The sequence below is a fragment of the Akkermansia muciniphila genome, from assembly GCF_900184965.1.
Taxonomy (GTDB): Bacteria; Verrucomicrobiota; Verrucomicrobiia; order Verrucomicrobiales; family Akkermansiaceae; genus Akkermansia; species Akkermansia muciniphila_A.
Map to the genome: position 1 here is coordinate 47,148 of NZ_FXYA01000173.1, position 17,593 is coordinate 64,740.

The window sequence follows — 17,593 nt, forward strand, 5'->3', positions numbered from 1 at the left end:
CTTTTCCCACCACCATGACTGCGACCATTCCCAAAGGCTTCCACCCCGAACCTTTTTCCTACCACCAGGAGCTTGAACTGGATATTGACGCCCTTTCCAATGCGGGAGACGGTATCGGCCGCGTGGACGGATGGGTGGTTTTCGTCCCCTTCGCCCTGCCGGGAGACCGTGTCAAAGCCCGCGTCTGGCGTAATGATAAAAACTATTCCTCTGCCGATCTGGTGGAAATAATTAACCCCAGCCCGGACCGCGTAGAGCCGGGATGCCGCCTGTTCGGAACCTGCGGTGGATGCCAGTACCAGCATCTCTCCTATGACCGCCAGCTTCTCTGGAAAACCCGGCAGGTAGCGGATCTGCTCCGCCTGCAGGCAGGGCTGGAACTGCCTGTCAATCCGGCCATAGCCTCTCCCCGCCAATACCATTACCGATCCAAGATTACGCCCCACTTTGACAAGCCGAAGGAAGGAGGCAAGCCGGCCATCGGTTTTCTGAAAGCAGGCTCCAGAAGGGACGTCGTGGACGTGCCGCAATGCCCGATTGCCATGGAGTGCATTAATGAAGCCCTGCCCTTGGCACGCAAAAGCGTTTACCAGGCCGCGGCCCGGTTCAAGCGGGGAGCCACCATCCTGCTCCGGGCCTCGGAAGGAACCGTCATCACCAATAACAACGCTGTGGCGTGCGAACGGGTGGGCAATTTGGAGTTTCATTTTCTGGCGGGAGACTTTTTTCAGAATAATCCTTTCATTCTTCCGCTTTTTACGGATTACGTGGCTCAACAGGCGAGTATGGACGGGGAGGAATTCCTGGTGGACGCTTACTGCGGTTCCGGCCTGTTCGCCCTGAGCCTGGCGAAGAAATTTAAAAAAGTGCTGGGCGTGGAAGTCAGTGAGACTTCTGCGGACTGGGCGCGCAGCAACGCGCGCAGCAACGGAATTGAACACGCGGAATTCCTGGCGGCGGACGCCGGGGCCATTTTTGCCCGGGTGGATTTCCCCGCGGAAAAAACCGCTGTGGTGATCGACCCGCCCCGGAAAGGGTGCAGCATGGAATTCCTGACCCAGTTGTTCGCCTTCGGCCCCGGAAAGGTCGTTTACGTTTCCTGCAACCCAGCCACCCAGATACGGGACCTGGCGGAATTCGACAAAGCCGGGTACGCCGTCACCGCCGTCCAGCCCTTTGACCTGTTCCCCCAGACCAAGCATCTGGAATGCGTGGTCACCCTGAAAAAAAATACCTGATTTTTTCCATGCCCAAGCTTTACATCAAAACTTACGGCTGCCAGATGAACGAACGGGACTCCGAGCAGGTGGCCCGCATGTTCGTGCAGAAGGGCTACACCATGACGGACCGCGAGGATGAGGCGGACGTCATCCTGTTCAATTCCTGTTCCATCCGGGAGCAGGCGGAACAAAAGGCACTTGGGAAAATGGGGCTTCTGGCCAAGCAGCAACGGCACCGTCCGCATGTAGTGTACGGCATGATGGGCTGCATGGCCCAAAGTAAAAAAGAGGAACTGTTCAAGGAACTGCCGCGGCTGGATCTCGTGGTCGGCACCCAGAAATACCACCGCGTGTTTGAACATGTGGACGGCATTCTGCGCGCGCGCCAGGAACGCCGCATGGATGAGTTGCAAACCGCCTTTTCCGGCACGCATGTGTGCGATGTGGCGGAAGAGGCGGACTCCCAGAACCGCATCCGGGACCACCTGAATCCCGGCGCGCGCTCCACGGCGTATGTCTCCATCATGCAGGGGTGCGAAATGAAGTGCGCCTACTGCATCGTCCCCTACACCCGCGGCGCAGAACGCAGCCGCCCCATCCGGGACGTGGTGGATGAAGTAAAGATGCTGGCGGACGCCGGCGTGAAGGAAGTCACGCTGCTGGGCCAGATCGTCAACCGGTACGGCAGGCAGATGGAAACGGCAGACGGCAAGGGCGGCTTCGTCCAGCTGCTGGAAGCCGTGCATGAAGTGGAAGGCATCCGGCGCATCCGCTTCGTCTCCCCGCATCCCATCGGTTTCCGCCAGGATCTGGTGCAGGCGTTCACCTATCTTCCCAAGTTGTGCAGCCATATTCATTTCCCGATGCAGAGCGGCAGCGACCGCATTCTGAAAATGATGCGCAGGCCGTACAGGAATGAAACCTATCTGGACCTTTGCTCCCGGATGAAACAGGCACGCCCGGATTTGTCCATCACCACGGATATCATCGTGGGCTTCCCGGGAGAAACGGAGGAGGATTACCTGCTGACCAGGCAGGCCGTGGAACAGGTCCAGTTTGACAACGCGTTCATTTTCCGCTATTCCCCGCGCCGCGGCACGCCCGCCGCCGTTATGGAGAATCAGATTCCGGAGGAAGTGAAGGAAGCGCGCAACCAGGACCTTCTGGCCGTAGTCAATGAAATAGCCATCCGGAAAAACCGGGATCTGGTAGGCACCGTGCAGGAAGTTCTTCTGGAAGGGCCGTCCAAAACGAATGCGGCGCGCCTCTCCGGCCGGACCTCCCAGAACAAGCCCGTCATGGTGGATGCCGCCCCTGACCTGGCGGGAGAACTCCTTCCCATCCGCATTGAGGAAAGCACGGGATTCACCCTGTACGGCGTTCCATGCCCCTCCAGGGGATGATTCGCACGTCCTTTTCCTCCATCCGCAGATAGAGGGTTCCGGTTTCCCGGAGACGGTACACGGCTGTTCCCTCCGGAACGGGGCATTCATGCTCCGTCGCGAAAATGACCGCGCGGGCACCTGTGGCCCTGATCCACGCAGCGCTGTCCACCGGGTCGCGCGGATGATGCCCGATGAGCAATACATCCGCCCGCGGTGTTTCCTCCGCGCGCGCCAGGGAGGAAAACCCGGCATTCCCTATCATCAGGAACCGCCGCCCGCGGCATTCCCATGACAACACCCGGCTCCGGTCCTGACGGATTCCCGTACGCAGCGGTACAGGAAAATCTTCCAGCACAAGTTCATTGCCCGGCCGTAACCTCCATTGCTGGACGGGACATTCCCCGGACTCCGCGCCCCAGTGCCGGATTCCGGGATATTCCTTCTCCAGTTCCTTCTCCCCGGCCCGTTCCGCCTTGCCGTTTCCGCAGCACAGCATGCCGCAGGGCCGGATACTGCGCGCCTTCAGCACGGGAAGGAGGGTGTACCGCACCGCATCTTCCGTCCCGCTTCCCACAACCAATGCGGGATTGGAAATGACTGCGGACCAAGCGTCCTTCTGCAAGGGAACGATCACAGCTTCATTTTCCCCGGAAGGCGGTGCGAAAGAAAGATAACTGTACGGCAGGGAAGCCACTTCCCCGGCTACGGCCAGCATGGCGGACGCCAACCAGGAAGCGGCCGTATTGCAAACATGCAGCATCCACGGGCACCACGCGAACATCAGCCCGGACAGGGAAACGCCCATCAGGGGAAAGACAAGCACGCTCAGGCACAAATTAGTCAAGGGAGCATACAGGTTCCAGGTTCCGAAGTGCCATGCCGTCAGGGGAATGGAGGCCAGCCACGCCCCCACGGAGACAATCAGCGCGCCGCGGCCTGCTTTTTCCAGCCGCACCAGGAATCTTTCCCGCGCATGGTAAATCCGGGGAGGAATGAACGGGTCCGGCGACCACAGGGGCTTTTCCCGGCTGAGCCATCCCGCCAGGCAGGCAATGACGGCAAAAACGCAGAAAGAAAGCTGGAACCCCGGCTGGAAAACCTGGAGCGGGTTCATCAAGCAGAGGAGGATGAAAGCGAGCGCCAGAATATTAGCCGGATGCCCCTTTCTGCGCAGCACGAACGCCAGAAGCCAGACTGACGCCATGATGAACGCCCGCAGGGCGGAAGCGGACATCCCGGTCACGAACACATACACCGCCAGCAACAGGATGCAGGCCAGCCGGGCCGCACGGGGACGCACATGCAGAAGCTTCAGCATACCCAGAACCAGCATGGCGGCTACGCCCACATGCATGCCGCTGACGGCGAATACATGCATGCAGCCGCTTTCCAGAAACTTCGCCATCGTTTCCGGCCTCGCGTCCGTCTTGTCCCCAAGCACGGCGGAAACCATCACCTGCCGGGCCTCATCATCCGGAGGCGCGCCTTCCCTGAGCAGGGAGGCGGCCCTTTCCCGGAGCCGCAGGGAAAAAGCCCGGAAACGGCTGCGCCAGTCTCCGGGGCCGTCCCGGCAGTACTCATCCAGCCGGATTCCGGCGATGATGCCGTGCAGGTAACCCCACCGCTCCCGGTCAAAGATGCCGGGACCGCACGGCGCCTGAAGCGGATACGCCTCTCCTTTAATCCGGTAATGTTCCCCTGCCTCCAGAGGGCAGGCCCCGTCACGGGAGGAAACCGCGTACAGCCACCGGGAACCATCCGGACGAAACAACACGGATTTTCCGGAAACAGCCTCAACGGAGCCTTCCATCACCATGGCTCTCCCCGCTTCCACGGGAACGCCTGCGTATTCCCGTTCATACGCGAAAAGATAAATGGCGGCCCACATCGCCAGGGCAGCGGCAAGCAACCCCATGGAGGGCGCATGTAAAAAACACGGCAGCGCCGCCAGACAGAAACATGGAAGCCAGAACCAAAGGGAAACATCCATGGCCGCGCAAGCGCACAGCAGGGACAAAGCCGGAATCAGCAAGGGAGCAGATGCCGTCATCCGTTCCGGCCACGGACGCAGCGTACGCCGAACCTCTTCTTCCATGCAGGGAGCACCTTACGGCAGAGCGTCTTCGCCGTCCGGCTCCAGAGGGAGAACGGAAGGCAGCGGAAGAACAACGTTGGCAGGCAGGGGGGCCTTGCGCTGGAGCACTCTGGGAGCCAGGGCCTCGCTCGTCTCATAAGCCCCGCGGAACATTTCCAGCTTGGCGTCCAGATTGTCGATGTAATGCAGGGCCACCGCCTCCGGCGTTTTGGGGAACACGGGGGAGCCGAAGGCAAGTTCCCCGTGATGGGAAGCAATCAGGTGCAGCAGGTGCATGCGCACGTCCGGTGAAGGAGGGTCCAGCGTCTTCCAGGAATCCGCCTCCGGAAGGGACATGATGCGCTTCCACAAATTGTTGACCAGTTCAATGCCCAGCGGAATATGGCCCAGCAGTTCCCCGGCCTCCGAGTAAGGCATCGTAAAATCCTCCTTCGGGTAGCAGTTTTCCCACAACTTCCCGCAGTCGTGGAACAGGCACCCGGCCAGCAGAAGGTCACGGTTCAGCCCCGGATTCGCCTGACAGACGGCAGAAGCCGTGCGCATCATCCCCGCCACATGCTCCACCAGCCCGCCGCGGCGGGCGTGATGGTAGGTGCGGGCGGCGGCGGCGCGCTGGAGGCGTTCCCCGAATTGCTCAATGAATTCAATGCACAGGGCGCGTATGCGCGGATCATTCATGCCCTTGATGAACATGCAGATTTCCTTCAGATCAGCCTCCTGTTTTTTCTTCAAGGTTCCGGAACCGGCCAGAAAGCTTTCCTTCTCCTGTTCGTCCAGCAACCGCACGTCCAGATCGGAAACCTCCATGCCGAACCCACCCTTGGCCCATTGGCCGCGCAGGCTCACGAAACTGCGGAGGGGCAGCGAAGCGAGCGTCCGGAACCAGGGTTTATCCTCCCACACCTTCAATCCCATGGTCCCTTCCGCATCGGCAAAAGACACATCCAGATACGGCTTGTTGCCCTTGGTCATCTTCTGCGCGCACTGGGCGATCTGGGCAAAAACTTCCGCTTCAACCTGGCCTTCCGCGGCCAGCTTGCCCAACTCCATGAGGCTGACTTGTTCCATGCGTGCCATCTTGCCCCTCTTCCCTCCATCCGTCAAGAAAACGCGGGAGGACTACGATAATAAAAAAAGGAAACCGCTTATTTTCCCAATACGTCCAGCCCGGCAACGGCAACATGGCTGCCGTAGTCAACCGGGTTACATCCATGACCCATAATCACTATCGTTTTAACTCCCCGTACGTTCCTGTCGGTCTTATTCTTTCCCATCAAGTCATGCAGGCCTTTTAGTCTCTCTTCCTCTCCGCGGCATTGCTAAACTTCCTTCCCATTCCGAACCTACCGCCATGCCATACATCGGATGCCACCTCTCCTCCGCAAAAGGTTATGAAGCCATGGGCCGAGTTGCCCTCTCCATCGGCGCCAATACTTTTCAGTTCTTCACCCGTAATCCGCGGGGGAGCAAAGCCAAAGCTATTGACGAACAAGATATTGCCTGTTTTCTGGAATTAGCGCGGAACAACGGATTCGGAACGCTGCTGGCACACGCCCCCTACACGCTGAACCCCTGTTCCGCAGACCCCGGCGTCGCCCGTTTTGCGGCCCAAGTGCTGAAAGAGGATCTGGAACTCATGGAACATCTGCCGGGAAATCTTTATAACTTCCATCCCGGCTGCCATGTAGGTCAGGGAGCGGAAAAAGGCATTGAACTGGTGGCGGACCAATTAAACGGCGTGCTTTCTCCGGAACAAAAGACCATTGTTCTGCTGGAAACAATGTCCGGCAAGGGAAGCGAAGTCGGCCGGACCTTTGAAGAACTGGCCGCCATTATGGAGCGGGTGGACCTGAAGGACAAGCTGGGCGTATGCCTGGATACCTGCCATGTTTATTCCGCCGGATATGATATCGTCAACAGACTGGATTCCGTACTGGAACATTTCGACGCCGTTCTGGGCCTGGAACGCCTGCGCGCCATCCACCTGAACGACAGCATGACGCCCTTCTCCTCCTTCAAGGACCGCCATGAAACCATCGGCAAGGGTTCCCTGGGAGAACAGGCCTTCATCAACATCATCAACCATCCCGTTCTGCGGGAATTGCCCTTTTTCCTGGAAACGCCCAGGGACGATGCCGGGCACGGCGAAGAAATAACGTGGCTGAAGGAACATTACCTCAACTGACCCTCCGCCAAGGTGTTCCCGTACTGATTGAACTCCATTCTGCGACAACGGATTCGGCCTGTTCCGGCCCTTTTGCCGGAACCGGTATCAAGCAACGTCACCCCCCCGGCCGCCGCGAGGGGCGCGGGGCTTTTTCATTCTCCGGAGGTAACTGCATCCTTTTCTTTGGAACAAAATATGCCATGCTGGCCTTTTGGATTCCTCCCTGCCGACCAGTTTCCCGTTCCGCGCCATGTCTGCCCGCTTCTTCCTGCCCGCACGCCTTCCGCTATGCGCGGGACTGTTGTACCTGGCGCTGCCCCTACTCCTTTTTCTGCAGGGATGGGTATATCCGGTCTTTTCCGCGCCGCTTTGCGCCGCACTGGCATACGGGCTGTACGCCTGCGCCCGGCATCTTCCGGCGCAAAGGCTTTCGTTAAGCGGGCGCGGATTGGCCGTGCTGGGTCTCCTCTCCTTCTTCTGCCTGATGCTGGTTCTGTTGTGCGGATTCACGGGCCACTGCCAGCAACACGCGGATTTTATCATCCGCAATGCCGTTTATGAACGCCTTGCAGCAAATTCCTGGCCTCTCGTCACGGAGGACGGACATCATTTCATCTACTACCTGGGCCATTGGCTGCCTCCGGCGCTGGCGGCCTCTTTCTGCCCGGCCTCATGGGCTCCCTGGCTGCTGGCCCTGTGGACCTTCCTTGGACTGGAACTGGCGCTGCTGGCGGCAGCCGTCCGCTGGGGAATACGGAAGACGGCCCGCTGGGCGCTGATCCTCCTCTGCCTCGGCTCTCCGGCAGCGGCGCCGGACTGCCTGGGAATTCCCCTCTCCTCCCTGTTTACGGAATACAATGCCCAGATGGTCCTGTTGATCGGCATGCCCGTCCAGCTCTTCAACACATTCAACCATGCTGTTCCGGCACTATTGTGTGCCGTATTCGTCCTGACGCGCTCCCTGTCTCCCTCCGGATACTATCTCGCAGGGGCGTTTCTGCTGCCGTCCTCCCCGCTGGGCGCTCTTCTGCTCCTTCCGTATATGGCGTATGAAACCCTGTTCCGCTGCCCGCCGGCACGGCAACCGCTTTCCCGTCTCCGTTCCCTTCTGAGCCAGCCGGTTTTCTGGCTCGCCGCCCTGTGCACGGCCGTCATGGCCGTTTTTTACTCCCATTTGGACGGGGGAGGACAGTTCTCCTGCCTGTTTGACGCAAACTATGCGGAAATTTACCACTACGGACAGCAACGGCTTCTGCTCCATCCCGGTTCCGTCAAATACGCCAGCTTCCTGCTGGCCCTGGCCCTGGGAATTCTGCTGCCGGGGGCGCTCCTCTACCCCAAATGCCGGAAAAACCCGTTGTACTACATCACGCTGGGCATGATGGCAGGCAGCCTCTTTTTCCGCACGGGCATCATGAACAACGAACTTCTCTTTAAAGCTCCGGCCGTCCTCTATCCCTTCCTTTCCCTGCTCTTTCTCCGGGCCCTCCGCCGGGGAAGCGTGAAATACCGGACCCTCCTGATTCTCTATCTGGGCTTTTCCGCCCTCCCGAACCTGCAATGCGCCATGGAAAAAGCGGGAACATTCTCCACCCGGGCAGACCTCATGCAGAAACATTGGCAGACGTCCGACGGCATTCTTGGCAGCCCGGACACTCCCATCCACCGCCAGTTCATGAAAAAGGACGGCCACCCCCTTCCCTCCTGGCTATTCAAAACCGGAATAACGCCGCAATCACGGCGGCAATAATCAGTCCAGGCTGATGCCGAATATATCCGAAAGGGAACCGGCATCCATATCCAGTGCGTCCTCTCCTCCGGGAACGAGTTCCGGAGCCTTCGGAATCAAAACGGAGGCGTCCATTCCGCGCAGGGTAAACAGCAATTCCGGCTGCTTATCCAGCATCACGCCAAAAGCGTACAGGGCTGCGGCCGCATGCTTGCACAAATCCGCCCAATCCGGGCAGGAACAGGAAAAACGCCACTCTTCCGGCGCGGGGAACAGGCCGCCTTCCGGCGCACACAGGATTTCCAGCAGCTCGGAAGACAAATTCCCTTTCAACAGATCAATCCAGGAACCGATCTGTCCGGCGCACCGTGCGCGCAGCCGGGTAAGCGCCTCTTCATCCGGGGGGCAGGCCTGGATGCGAACCTCATACAAATGTTCACCCATCACCAGCGCGTCAATGCGGCCGGGGAGCGTTTTAAGATCCAGAACACAGCCATAGCGCAGGTAGGTTCTGCCGGGGGCCAGCCGCATCCCGTACACCTCGCACGCGGACAGGCTCTTCATCCATTCTTTCCCCCAGAAACTTTTCGCCAGAGTGCGCCCGGAAGCCGTCACGGGATGCAATTCCACCCCTTTCGCGGCCAGCTCCGCGGCTTTTTTCTCTGCGCGTTTCCGCAAATCCGCCCGCTTCAGAGGCATTTCGTCATCCATACACACGGCACTATAATAACATATTCACTCCCGTCCACCACAGGGAAAAAACAGCCATGCGCCGTTTCTCTTTTCCCGGCTCCACTCCAGTTTTTCAGGCATGCGGATCTTTCCCAGCTCTACGGAATCTGCTTCTATTACCCATTTCAGGCTTTCAAAACGGAAGCTCCTGGGGCACAACATGGGGGTCATGTGGAAAGGCAGATTTTCTAAACCAACCGCTGATCTGGTTCAACGCTACGGCGAATCCGTCTCCTACGACTGGAGACTGTTCCGCCAGGACATTGCCGGATCCATCGCCCATGCGCGGGCCCAGCTCAAGGCAGGCCTGCTTTCGCAGGAAGAATTCAACGCCATTGAATCCGGCCTGAAAGACATCCTGAAAGACATTGAAGCAGGCAATTTCTCGTGGAGCCGGGAACTGGAGGACGTGCACATGAACATTGAAAGCGAACTCACCCGGCGCATCGGCGCTCCGGGCGCCAAGCTGCATACCGCACGCTCCCGCAATGACCAGGTGGCTACGGACACGCGGCTTTACTGCCGGGCGGAAATTGATGAAATCCTTGGAAAAGTGCGCCATCTGCAGCGGGCCCTGGTCATGAAGGCGAAGGAATACGCGGATGCCATGATGCCGGGCTATACTCACCTGCAACGCGCCCAGCCCGTCACCATGGGCCATCACCTGCTGGCTTACGTGGAAATGCTGGACCGGGATGCGGACCGCCTCAAGGACTGCCGCAGGCGCCTGAACATCTCCCCGCTCGGTTCCGGAGCCATCGCAGGCTCCACCATCTGCCTGGACCGCCACGGAATTGCCGTGGAACTGGGGTTCGACGCAGTTACAGAAAATTCCATGGATGCGATTGCCGACCGGGATTACATCATGGAAATCCTTTTTGACCTGGCCGTGGTCGGAGCCCATCTCTCCCGCATGAGCGAGGACGTCATCCTGTGGTGCACGGCGGAATTCGGCTTCGCATCCTTGTCCGACGCCCATACGACGGGTTCTTCCCTGATGCCCCAGAAGAAAAATCCGGACGTCGCGGAACTCACCCGCGGAAAGACGGGGCGGCTGTACGGCAACCTCACCGCCGTCATGGTGGCCGTCAAAGGGCTTCCCCTGACTTACAACCGCGACCTTCAGGAAGACAAGGAACCCCTGTTCGATTCCATTGACACGGTCAAGCTGGCCCTGGACGTCAATGCGGAAATGATAGCCGCCATGACGGTGAACACGGCCCGGGCCCGGGAAGCGGCGTCCGATCCCATGCTGCTGGCCACAGACCTGGCGGATTATCTGGTACGCCGCGGCGTCCCCTTCCGGAAGGCCCATGAGCTGGTCGGGAAGGCAGTCGCCATGAGCATCTCCACGGGCACGCCTCTCAACAAGCTGAGCGATGAACAGTTCGCTTCCATTTCAGATGCATACGGAACAGACGCGCGCGACGTATTTGAATTGACAAAAGCCTTCGCCCAGCGTACCAACCCGGGGGCTCCCAATTCCGACAACACCCGCCGCCGCATCGCCTACTGGGAAGGCATCCTTTCCAAGTAACGCCGCCTGCGGAGGCGGACGGGAACAAAGAGAGCCTGCCGTCCGTCTCCGCGGCGCGCTTCCGGGTGCAGGAAGGGGACGCTTCAACCCCGCTGGCGGCGGCATCCACCGCAGCCAGCCAACCATCCCGGCAGCCATGTTCAAACCTGCTCTTCTTTCCTCTCTCAAAACTTATACCAAACAAACCTTTCTGGCGGACCTTTTTGCGGGGCTGACCGTCGGTGTAGTAGCCATCCCGCTGGCCATGGCCTTTGCCATCGCATGCGGGCTTTCCCCAACCCAGGGCCTCATCACCGCCATTGTAGCCGGGTTCCTCATTTCCCTGTTCAGCGGAAGCAAATATCAAATAGGCGGCCCCACCGGCGCCTTCGTGATCATCATCATGGGCGTCCTGGAGCAATACCACGCATCCGGCCTGCTGGTCTGCACATTGATGGCGGGCCTCTTCCTCATCATCTTTGGGTTCTGCCGCATGGGGGCACTCATCCGCTTTATTCCCTTCCCTGTCACCACAGGGTTCACCTCCGGCATCGCCGTGGTAATCTTTTCCACGCAAATTAAAGACATCTTCGGTCTCACCATCACGGAAAAAATTCCCGGAGAGTTCATTGAAAAATGGGCATGTTACTTCCATTATTTCCACACCATCAACTGGGCCGCGCTGGGGCTGGCCGCCGGCACCGTAATCATTACCATGCTGAGCCGCCGTTTCTGGCCCAGAATACCGGCCATGCTGGTGGGCATGCTGGGCATGACGGCCGTTTCCGTGGCGTTTTCGTTGCCCGTGACAACCATCGGGCAAGCCTTCGGCAGCCTCCCGAACACGCTTCCCCTGCCCTCCCTGCCCAGCATTGACTGGAGCACTCTGGGGGCGCTGACGGCTCCTGCTTTCACCATCGCGCTGCTGGCGGCCATCGAATCCCTGTTAAGCGCCTCCGTGGCGGACGGCATGACCGGAGGACGCCACAAGCCCAACATGGAGCTGATTGCACAAGGCATCGGCAATATCGGCTCCGCCCTGTTCGGCGGCATTCCGGCCACCGGAGCGATTGCCCGCACCGCCACCAACATCAAAGCCGGGGCTAAAAGCCCGGTTTCCGGCATGATTCACGCGCTGACCCTGCTGGCCATTCTGATGGCCTTCGCCCACTATGCCCAGCAGATTCCCCTGGCTGTCCTGGCGGGCATCCTGACGGTAGTGTGCTACAACATGAGTGAAATACACACGTTCAGCCGTCTGCTGAAAGGGCCCAGGCAGGATGCGGCGGTGCTGGTGATCACCTTCCTGCTGACCGTCTTTGTGGACCTCGTCGTAGCCGTGGAAGTGGGCGTGGTGCTGGCCGCCCTACTCTTCATGGGCCGCATGGCCCAAATCAGCGATGTTTCCGCCATCAAAAACGAACTGCTGGAAAATGATGAGGAAGATGATGAAGGCCGTTCCGCTTCCAAGCTGGACATCCCGGAAGGCGTGGAAGTTTTCGACGTGAAAGGCCCCTTCTTCTTCGGCGCCGTGGAGCAATTCAAAGACCAGGTACTGGAAACGCTGGAGCACGATACCAAGGTGGTTATCCTGCGCATGCGCCTGGTTCCCGCGCTGGACGCCACCGGCCTGAACGTCCTTTCCGACTTTTGCCACCAGTGCCGGGAGCACGGCTCCACCCTGCTGGTCTGCGGCGTGCAGCCCCAGCCTCTGGACGTCATCCGCCACGCGCCCTTTTACCGGGAGCTGAAACGCTACAATATCTGCGAGAATATTGACGCCGCCCTGAACCGGGCCCGCAAAATCATTGACGGCCCCGCGCCCAAACACCTGTAACGGGTGAGGTTGCCCCTGTTGCAAACCGCCAGAAATAACAATCTTGGGGAAAAATGGGGGAAAGCCTCCTGCATTCCCTCATCCGGTTCATCTCCGGGATCAGGCGGCGGCACAATACGGCCTGTTAACTCTTATTGGGGCCATTCCAGAAAAGTGGAATGGCCCCACATGCTCATGAAAAGCGGAAACGCGCAGCACTCCGAACCGGCTCCATCAGCCGGGAAAGCGGAACCTGCTGAGCTGCGCGGCTGAATACTCCAATACGGCCCGGATAAGTCCCGTTAACAATCTGCCGCCTGCTCCTCATAGCGGGAAAGAAGAAAGTCCAGGTCTTCCAGCAGAGACTGGCAGGAACGGTCCCAGCGCTTCCTGCCCCGGAGAGCCATCACGCATTCCTTCCTGCCTGTGAAGCAATACCTGGTAATGCCGTGCCCCCGCAATTCCTCCACCTGCTTTTTCAGCTCGCAGGCGAAAAACAGCCAGAACGGCACGCTGCGGGCAATCTCCGCGACGCAGACCGTCATGGGCGGCGTCTCCTCCCTAAGCTCCCTTGCAAGGTGCTCCAGGCCCACTTCCGTGAGCATGCGGCGCAGGCGCGCATACAGCTCAGACACCTTCATGACGGACAAATCGCACTCATGCTCCAGATAATAACGCACGGAGGCCAGCAGATCTTCCTTGAACGGCAGGGTTGTCCCGGCGCGCCGGGCGGCATGCTCCAGGGCATCCGCCAGCCATTGCTCCCCGTACTCGGTAATCAGGCAATCACCAAGCTTGAGCAGCGGTCTGTTGTTTCGGAAGCCAATCATGGAACAGGGAACTTCAAAGAATGGGAAGCTTGCGCTGCAGGGGATCTATGAGCGTCTGGTGGCGCATCTGCGTGATCTCCTGAATAAATTCCTCCACATTGGAAAACTGGCGGTACACGGACACATAGCGGATGTACGCCACGGGATCAATGGCGTACAATTTTTCAATCACCTTCTTGCCTATTTCGCTGGAAGGAACTTCGCGTAAATGGTCACGGTGCAATTCGGAAATGATCTCTTCCACGGCGCGGTCCAGGCGGTCCATGCTGACGGGCCTTTTTTCACACGCTTTTACCAGGCCGCGTAAAATCTTTTCACGATTCAGGGCTTCTCTCAGATTATCCCTTTTGACTACGCGCAACTCCGTGCGTTCAATCTGCTCATAGGTCGTATAACGGTAATCGCACCTCAGGCAGACGCGGCGGCGGCGGATGGTCGTCCCGTCTTTAGACATACGGGAATCAATGACTTTATCTTCCAAATGACCGCACTGAACGCATCTCATGGCGCGACCATACTACCACATAGCGCATCCATAAAGGAAAAAGTACGCCAAATATAGTACAGTAGACTTAATGATCAATATTCCCCAACCAGAATTGCATGTGAATAAACCGGGGCAAAAATGCTGCCGTTTACGCCCCTGCTCGAATTCCCGGCCGAACCTCCCCTGTGAATAAGAAAAAAGCCCACACAAACCCTCCGGAGAAAAAACGCATTTTTTACTCCGTCCTCCGCTGGAAAAAGTCCGGCACGCAATTACGGATTCACCGTGCCGCCCTGATTAACGACACTGCCCGCAACAGGTCTGGAGCCATTCAGATTCAGTACAGCGCTCTGCTTGACGAGGATTTTGCCCAAATTCACGGCCTTCCCTTCCATACCCTTCAGAGTCATTTCCACCTTTCCGGACAATGTCCAGGAACATTTCAGGGCAGAGGGCAGCACCTGTTCCAATACGACGCGGGCCGCTTCCGCCGTTTCTCCGCCACCTTCCGCGCGGGCCACATGCACCTCCGCCTGGCCGGACAAACGGACAGGCATGGTTTTTTCCTGAACCAGCGAGGGCTTAATCTCCACGGCAGAACCGCCCGGAATATTCCAGGACTGCCGGCCCGCCAGTTGTACATTTGCCCTCAACTGCAAATTTTTTCCTTCCGCCAGACGAATACCTCCCGGGCCGATTACCAAACGGTCTCCGGACCCTCCCTTGCTCCGGACAATAACGGTATTGACGGCCGGATCTTCCACACGAATTCCAAACAATTTCACCACTCCCGACACCAGGCTGGGTTTTACGGAAGAAGCCACGTTCCACACGCACACGTTCTTCCCCGGCATTTTCCGGTTCATCCACGCGTCCGGAGAACTCAGAGGAAGATCATAACGGCCGCTGCGTACGGAGCCGGCATCCTTCCCGGCCAACCGGGCGGCTTCATAAGCAAAACGGGCTCCTATGCAAATCTGGGACTGGCCGTTGTAATGCACTCCCATCTGATCCCCCGCGGTCAGCTTGGGAAGATCGCGGGTAGGAGCATAGCCCAGGGATGGGCGGGATTCTGCCAGATCCTTCATCACCTGCCGGGTTGTCTTTCCCTGAACTTCCGTGTCGCGCCCTTCCAGGCCTCCGGTAAGGTTGCCCGTTTCCGGATCAGACTCATTCTTTCCGGCCCAATTGGCATTTTCTCCAACAACGGCTTTCTGCGCGGCCAGCGCGGACGTATCCCCATACGGTTTCAGATCTGCCGCCAGATTGCCCAGAAGCTCCAGAAAACGGGAGGCGCTCTCCGGAACGGAAGCGCCGCCATTGCTTTCCCCCTGCAAATACAAAAGTCCGGCAAACTCCACTTTGGAATACTTGGACCTGTCCACACCCGCACAGGCATTTTTGACGGCCTGCACCAGCGTTCTGTAAGCCTGGCCGTTTTTCCGCCAATGGGAATTGTCGCCGCCGTCCCGGGAAGCTTTTACGACCGCAACGTCCGCGTCCTTAAACCAACCATTCTTCTCCAGAGTAAAAGCAAACCCGTATTCCGGCCCCATGCATAAATTGCCGTTATAACGCGGCATAGCAGGCCTTACCTGTTCCCAGGATGTGGAAGCGCCGGGAAACACGCCTTCCCTTTGCCCAAAATTTTCATGCCAGTACAGTGTTTCCTTCGGCTCATACTTTTTTAACAACTCCGGAGCGGCAGGACTGCCCTTCACCGCTCCCAGGGAATTGGATTGGCCCGTCAGCAAAAAAATCTTCAATTCTTTTGCAGAACATACAGAAGAAAAGCACAGAAGGAATAAAAAGGATAGAAAACGAATCATTTGAGTTACATTTGCCCAAGGGCGACTATAGCTGCGGGAATTTTCTTTTTCAACCGTCAACTATCACCCGTAGGAGAATGAATAAAGAGATGAGGGAAAAGACCAGTAACCTTAAAAGTCCCATTCAAGGTTTCCGAGGAATCATTAAGAAAAAGAACCCCCGGAAGAATCATTTTCTTCCAAGGGTTCGTCAAATAATATTCTGAATGATCATGGTGCAGAGGCACATGGGTAGCATTCTCGCTCCCTTTTCCCGCCTCTATCGGATCAGGCTTCCTGCCTTCTGCGCCTCCGCATGGCCAGTCCCGCCAAGCCCAGCAGGCTCAGGGAAGCCGTCGCCGGTTCCGGGACCAGATACGCAGACATGGAAAGATTGGAAATAGAAGGCACGGCAGAAGAGTTGGGACCGTCCAATTGGAGAAGCACTTTATCAATGGAGACGCTATCACCCAACTCTATACTTCCCGTTCCACCATTTGCTGACAAATCCAGCACAAACTGGCCATCTTTCCAGGAGATGCCTCCGGAAATGGTAACGGTTTCATTAGAACCTATCGTGGTTAAAGAGCTCGAAGGTGATACAAAACTGCCGTTTGCATCCCATGCGCCTTGGAAAGAGTAAGCCCTGGCGGAAACATTGTCTGACGTGCCATAACCAATTGTTCCGTTATAGGCGCTCGTTCCCAGGCAGACAGCCGTTTCCGAACCTACAAACGACACCATGGCGGCAGCATTTGTAGTTCCATTAGTGGTAATATCAAAAGAAAATGTAAATGTATCCTGTTCATTTGCCAGCAGGATACCTTCACTCAGCGTGGTGACGGCAGCGGCCTGTCCCCAGTTAGAGGAAGGGCAGGAAGCTGTTCCATTAGCTATTTGAATCGTATTGCGGCCACTTCTCCCTACAGACAACTCCCATCCATCCGAAGATTGCAACAATGCATCATAAGTAAGGGTAGTGTCGCCTAACGCAGCTCCGGCAGCAGCTATAGTTCCAAGAATAGAAAAAAACACTCTAGTCATGACGCATGACGAATAGCGGTTTTTGAATCCGCTGTCGAGCTAATTTTTTGAAAGAGAGAAATATTAACAGTTTCAGACAGAGAAAATAGGAGTTCTTCTGCGAAGTGAAACGCACTTAAAGAATAATAGAAAACTCTTATACGCTACCTATTGCATCCTGTGGACAGAAACAACCGGATTCAAAAACCGACCTCATGAGTCCCTATCGAAAAGAGGCAAAGAGAGGAAAATTTGGCAGTAAAAAAGATAGAGAGGATTAAGAGAGAGCAAGAAGCGAACAGGCCCCGCGAGTCTGGAGACTGGCGGGGCCTGATGGGAAAAAATCCCGGCGGCGACCTACTCTTGCGGGACCTATCGTCCGACTACCATTGGCGCGGCAGCGTTTCACTTCCGGGTTCGGAACGGGACCGGGTGGGACCACTGCGCTCTGGCCACCGGGCTTCAGGGGGAAGGGACTTTCATCGATCTTCATCCTGCCTGCCCGGGAGCCCAGCATTGGGGCTTTCGAGTGTGGGATTTTTTTAATGGGTTTGTATGAGTCTAAGAAGATTTTTGGGGAGGGGGCATTCAGCGTAAACTGACATCTGCGTGGCTGGTGGTTGAGATCATGCATAGGAGAATGAGACAAGAGCAAGTGTTCATTCACGACGGGGAGTGATGTAATATGATGAAGTCAATTGGTAATTAGTATCGCTTGGCTCAATACATTGCTGCACTTACACCTGCGACCTATCAACGTGGTGGTCTTCCACGAACCTGTAGGG

The 17,593-nt window shown here is 57.6% G+C and carries 14 protein-coding genes and 2 rRNA genes; 6 read left to right on the forward strand and 10 right to left on the reverse strand.

Annotated elements, in window-relative coordinates; genetic code table 11:
• Positions 1-14: 14 nt before the first annotated feature.
• Complete coding sequence (locus tag CI070_RS05480; RefSeq protein ID WP_094136548.1) at positions 15-1,238, forward strand: class I SAM-dependent RNA methyltransferase; 1,224 nt, start codon at positions 15-17, stop codon at positions 1,236-1,238.
• 8 nt (positions 1,239-1,246) lie between these two features.
• A complete protein-coding gene (gene miaB / locus CI070_RS05485) occupies positions 1,247-2,623 on the forward strand; it encodes a tRNA (N6-isopentenyl adenosine(37)-C2)-methylthiotransferase MiaB (protein ID WP_094136549.1) in 1,377 nt (458 codons plus the stop codon).
• On the opposite strand, the gene CI070_RS05490 is transcribed toward miaB, so the two are convergent.
• Entirely contained in the window at positions 2,586-4,700 is a 2,115-nt protein-coding gene (locus tag CI070_RS05490; protein WP_094136550.1) for a ComEC/Rec2 family competence protein, read from the reverse strand. The genes miaB and CI070_RS05490 overlap by 38 nt on opposite strands.
• Positions 4,701-4,712: 12 nt before the next feature.
• Entirely contained in the window at positions 4,713-5,777 is a 1,065-nt protein-coding gene (locus CI070_RS05495) for a 3'-5' exoribonuclease YhaM family protein (RefSeq protein ID WP_094136551.1), read from the reverse strand.
• Between the two features lie 274 nt (positions 5,778-6,051).
• On the opposite strand from CI070_RS05495, the gene CI070_RS05500 reads away from it, so the two are divergent.
• Positions 6,052-6,885 (forward strand): deoxyribonuclease IV, encoded by an 834-nt coding sequence (locus tag CI070_RS05500; RefSeq protein ID WP_094136552.1) that lies wholly within the window; start codon positions 6,052-6,054, stop codon positions 6,883-6,885.
• Positions 6,886-7,117: 232 nt separating this feature from the next.
• Complete coding sequence (locus CI070_RS05505) at positions 7,118-8,617, forward strand: hypothetical protein (protein ID WP_143247157.1); 1,500 nt, start codon at positions 7,118-7,120, stop codon at positions 8,615-8,617.
• Here the strand turns inward: CI070_RS05505 and CI070_RS05510 are convergent, their stop codons facing one another.
• Both CI070_RS05510 and CI070_RS13515 read right to left on the reverse strand, forming a co-directional pair.
• Positions 8,618-9,307: an SWIM zinc finger family protein gene (locus CI070_RS05510; protein ID WP_094136554.1), complete on the reverse strand. Its 690-nt coding sequence runs from the start codon at positions 9,305-9,307 to the stop codon at positions 8,618-8,620.
• Between the two features lie 24 nt (positions 9,308-9,331).
• Complete coding sequence (locus CI070_RS13515) at positions 9,332-9,499, reverse strand: hypothetical protein (RefSeq protein ID WP_179218406.1); 168 nt, start codon at positions 9,497-9,499, stop codon at positions 9,332-9,334.
• Here CI070_RS13515 and argH point away from each other — a divergent pair.
• Positions 9,498-10,865 carry an argininosuccinate lyase gene (argH, locus tag CI070_RS05515; protein WP_256943561.1) on the forward strand — a complete coding sequence of 456 codons (1,368 nt, stop codon included), beginning with the start codon at positions 9,498-9,500 and terminating at the stop codon, positions 10,863-10,865. The genes CI070_RS13515 and argH overlap by 2 nt on opposite strands.
• A gap of 136 nt (positions 10,866-11,001) precedes the next feature.
• Positions 11,002-12,681: a SulP family inorganic anion transporter gene (locus CI070_RS05520; RefSeq protein WP_094136556.1), complete on the forward strand. Its 1,680-nt coding sequence runs from the start codon at positions 11,002-11,004 to the stop codon at positions 12,679-12,681.
• A gap of 281 nt (positions 12,682-12,962) precedes the next feature.
• Here CI070_RS05520 and CI070_RS05530 read toward each other — a convergent pair whose 3' ends face one another.
• From CI070_RS05530 to CI070_RS05555, 6 genes are all read right to left on the reverse strand, one after another.
• Positions 12,963-13,490, reverse strand: a complete 528-nt coding sequence (locus CI070_RS05530) for a hypothetical protein (RefSeq protein ID WP_094136557.1) — start codon at positions 13,488-13,490, stop codon at positions 12,963-12,965.
• A gap of 13 nt (positions 13,491-13,503) precedes the next feature.
• A complete protein-coding gene (nrdR, locus tag CI070_RS05535) occupies positions 13,504-13,995 on the reverse strand; it encodes a transcriptional regulator NrdR (protein ID WP_012419886.1) in 492 nt (163 codons plus the stop codon).
• A gap of 254 nt (positions 13,996-14,249) precedes the next feature.
• Positions 14,250-15,743 (reverse strand): sialate O-acetylesterase, encoded by a 1,494-nt coding sequence (locus tag CI070_RS05540; protein WP_179218412.1) that lies wholly within the window; start codon positions 15,741-15,743, stop codon positions 14,250-14,252.
• A gap of 330 nt (positions 15,744-16,073) precedes the next feature.
• Positions 16,074-16,829: a PEP-CTERM sorting domain-containing protein gene (locus tag CI070_RS05545; protein ID WP_094136559.1), complete on the reverse strand. Its 756-nt coding sequence runs from the start codon at positions 16,827-16,829 to the stop codon at positions 16,074-16,076.
• Positions 16,830-17,152: 323 nt separating this feature from the next.
• A 5S ribosomal RNA gene (gene rrf / locus CI070_RS05550) occupies positions 17,153-17,268 on the reverse strand.
• Positions 17,269-17,493: 225 nt separating this feature from the next.
• A 23S ribosomal RNA gene (locus CI070_RS05555) occupies positions 17,494-17,593 on the reverse strand; the annotation flags it as partial.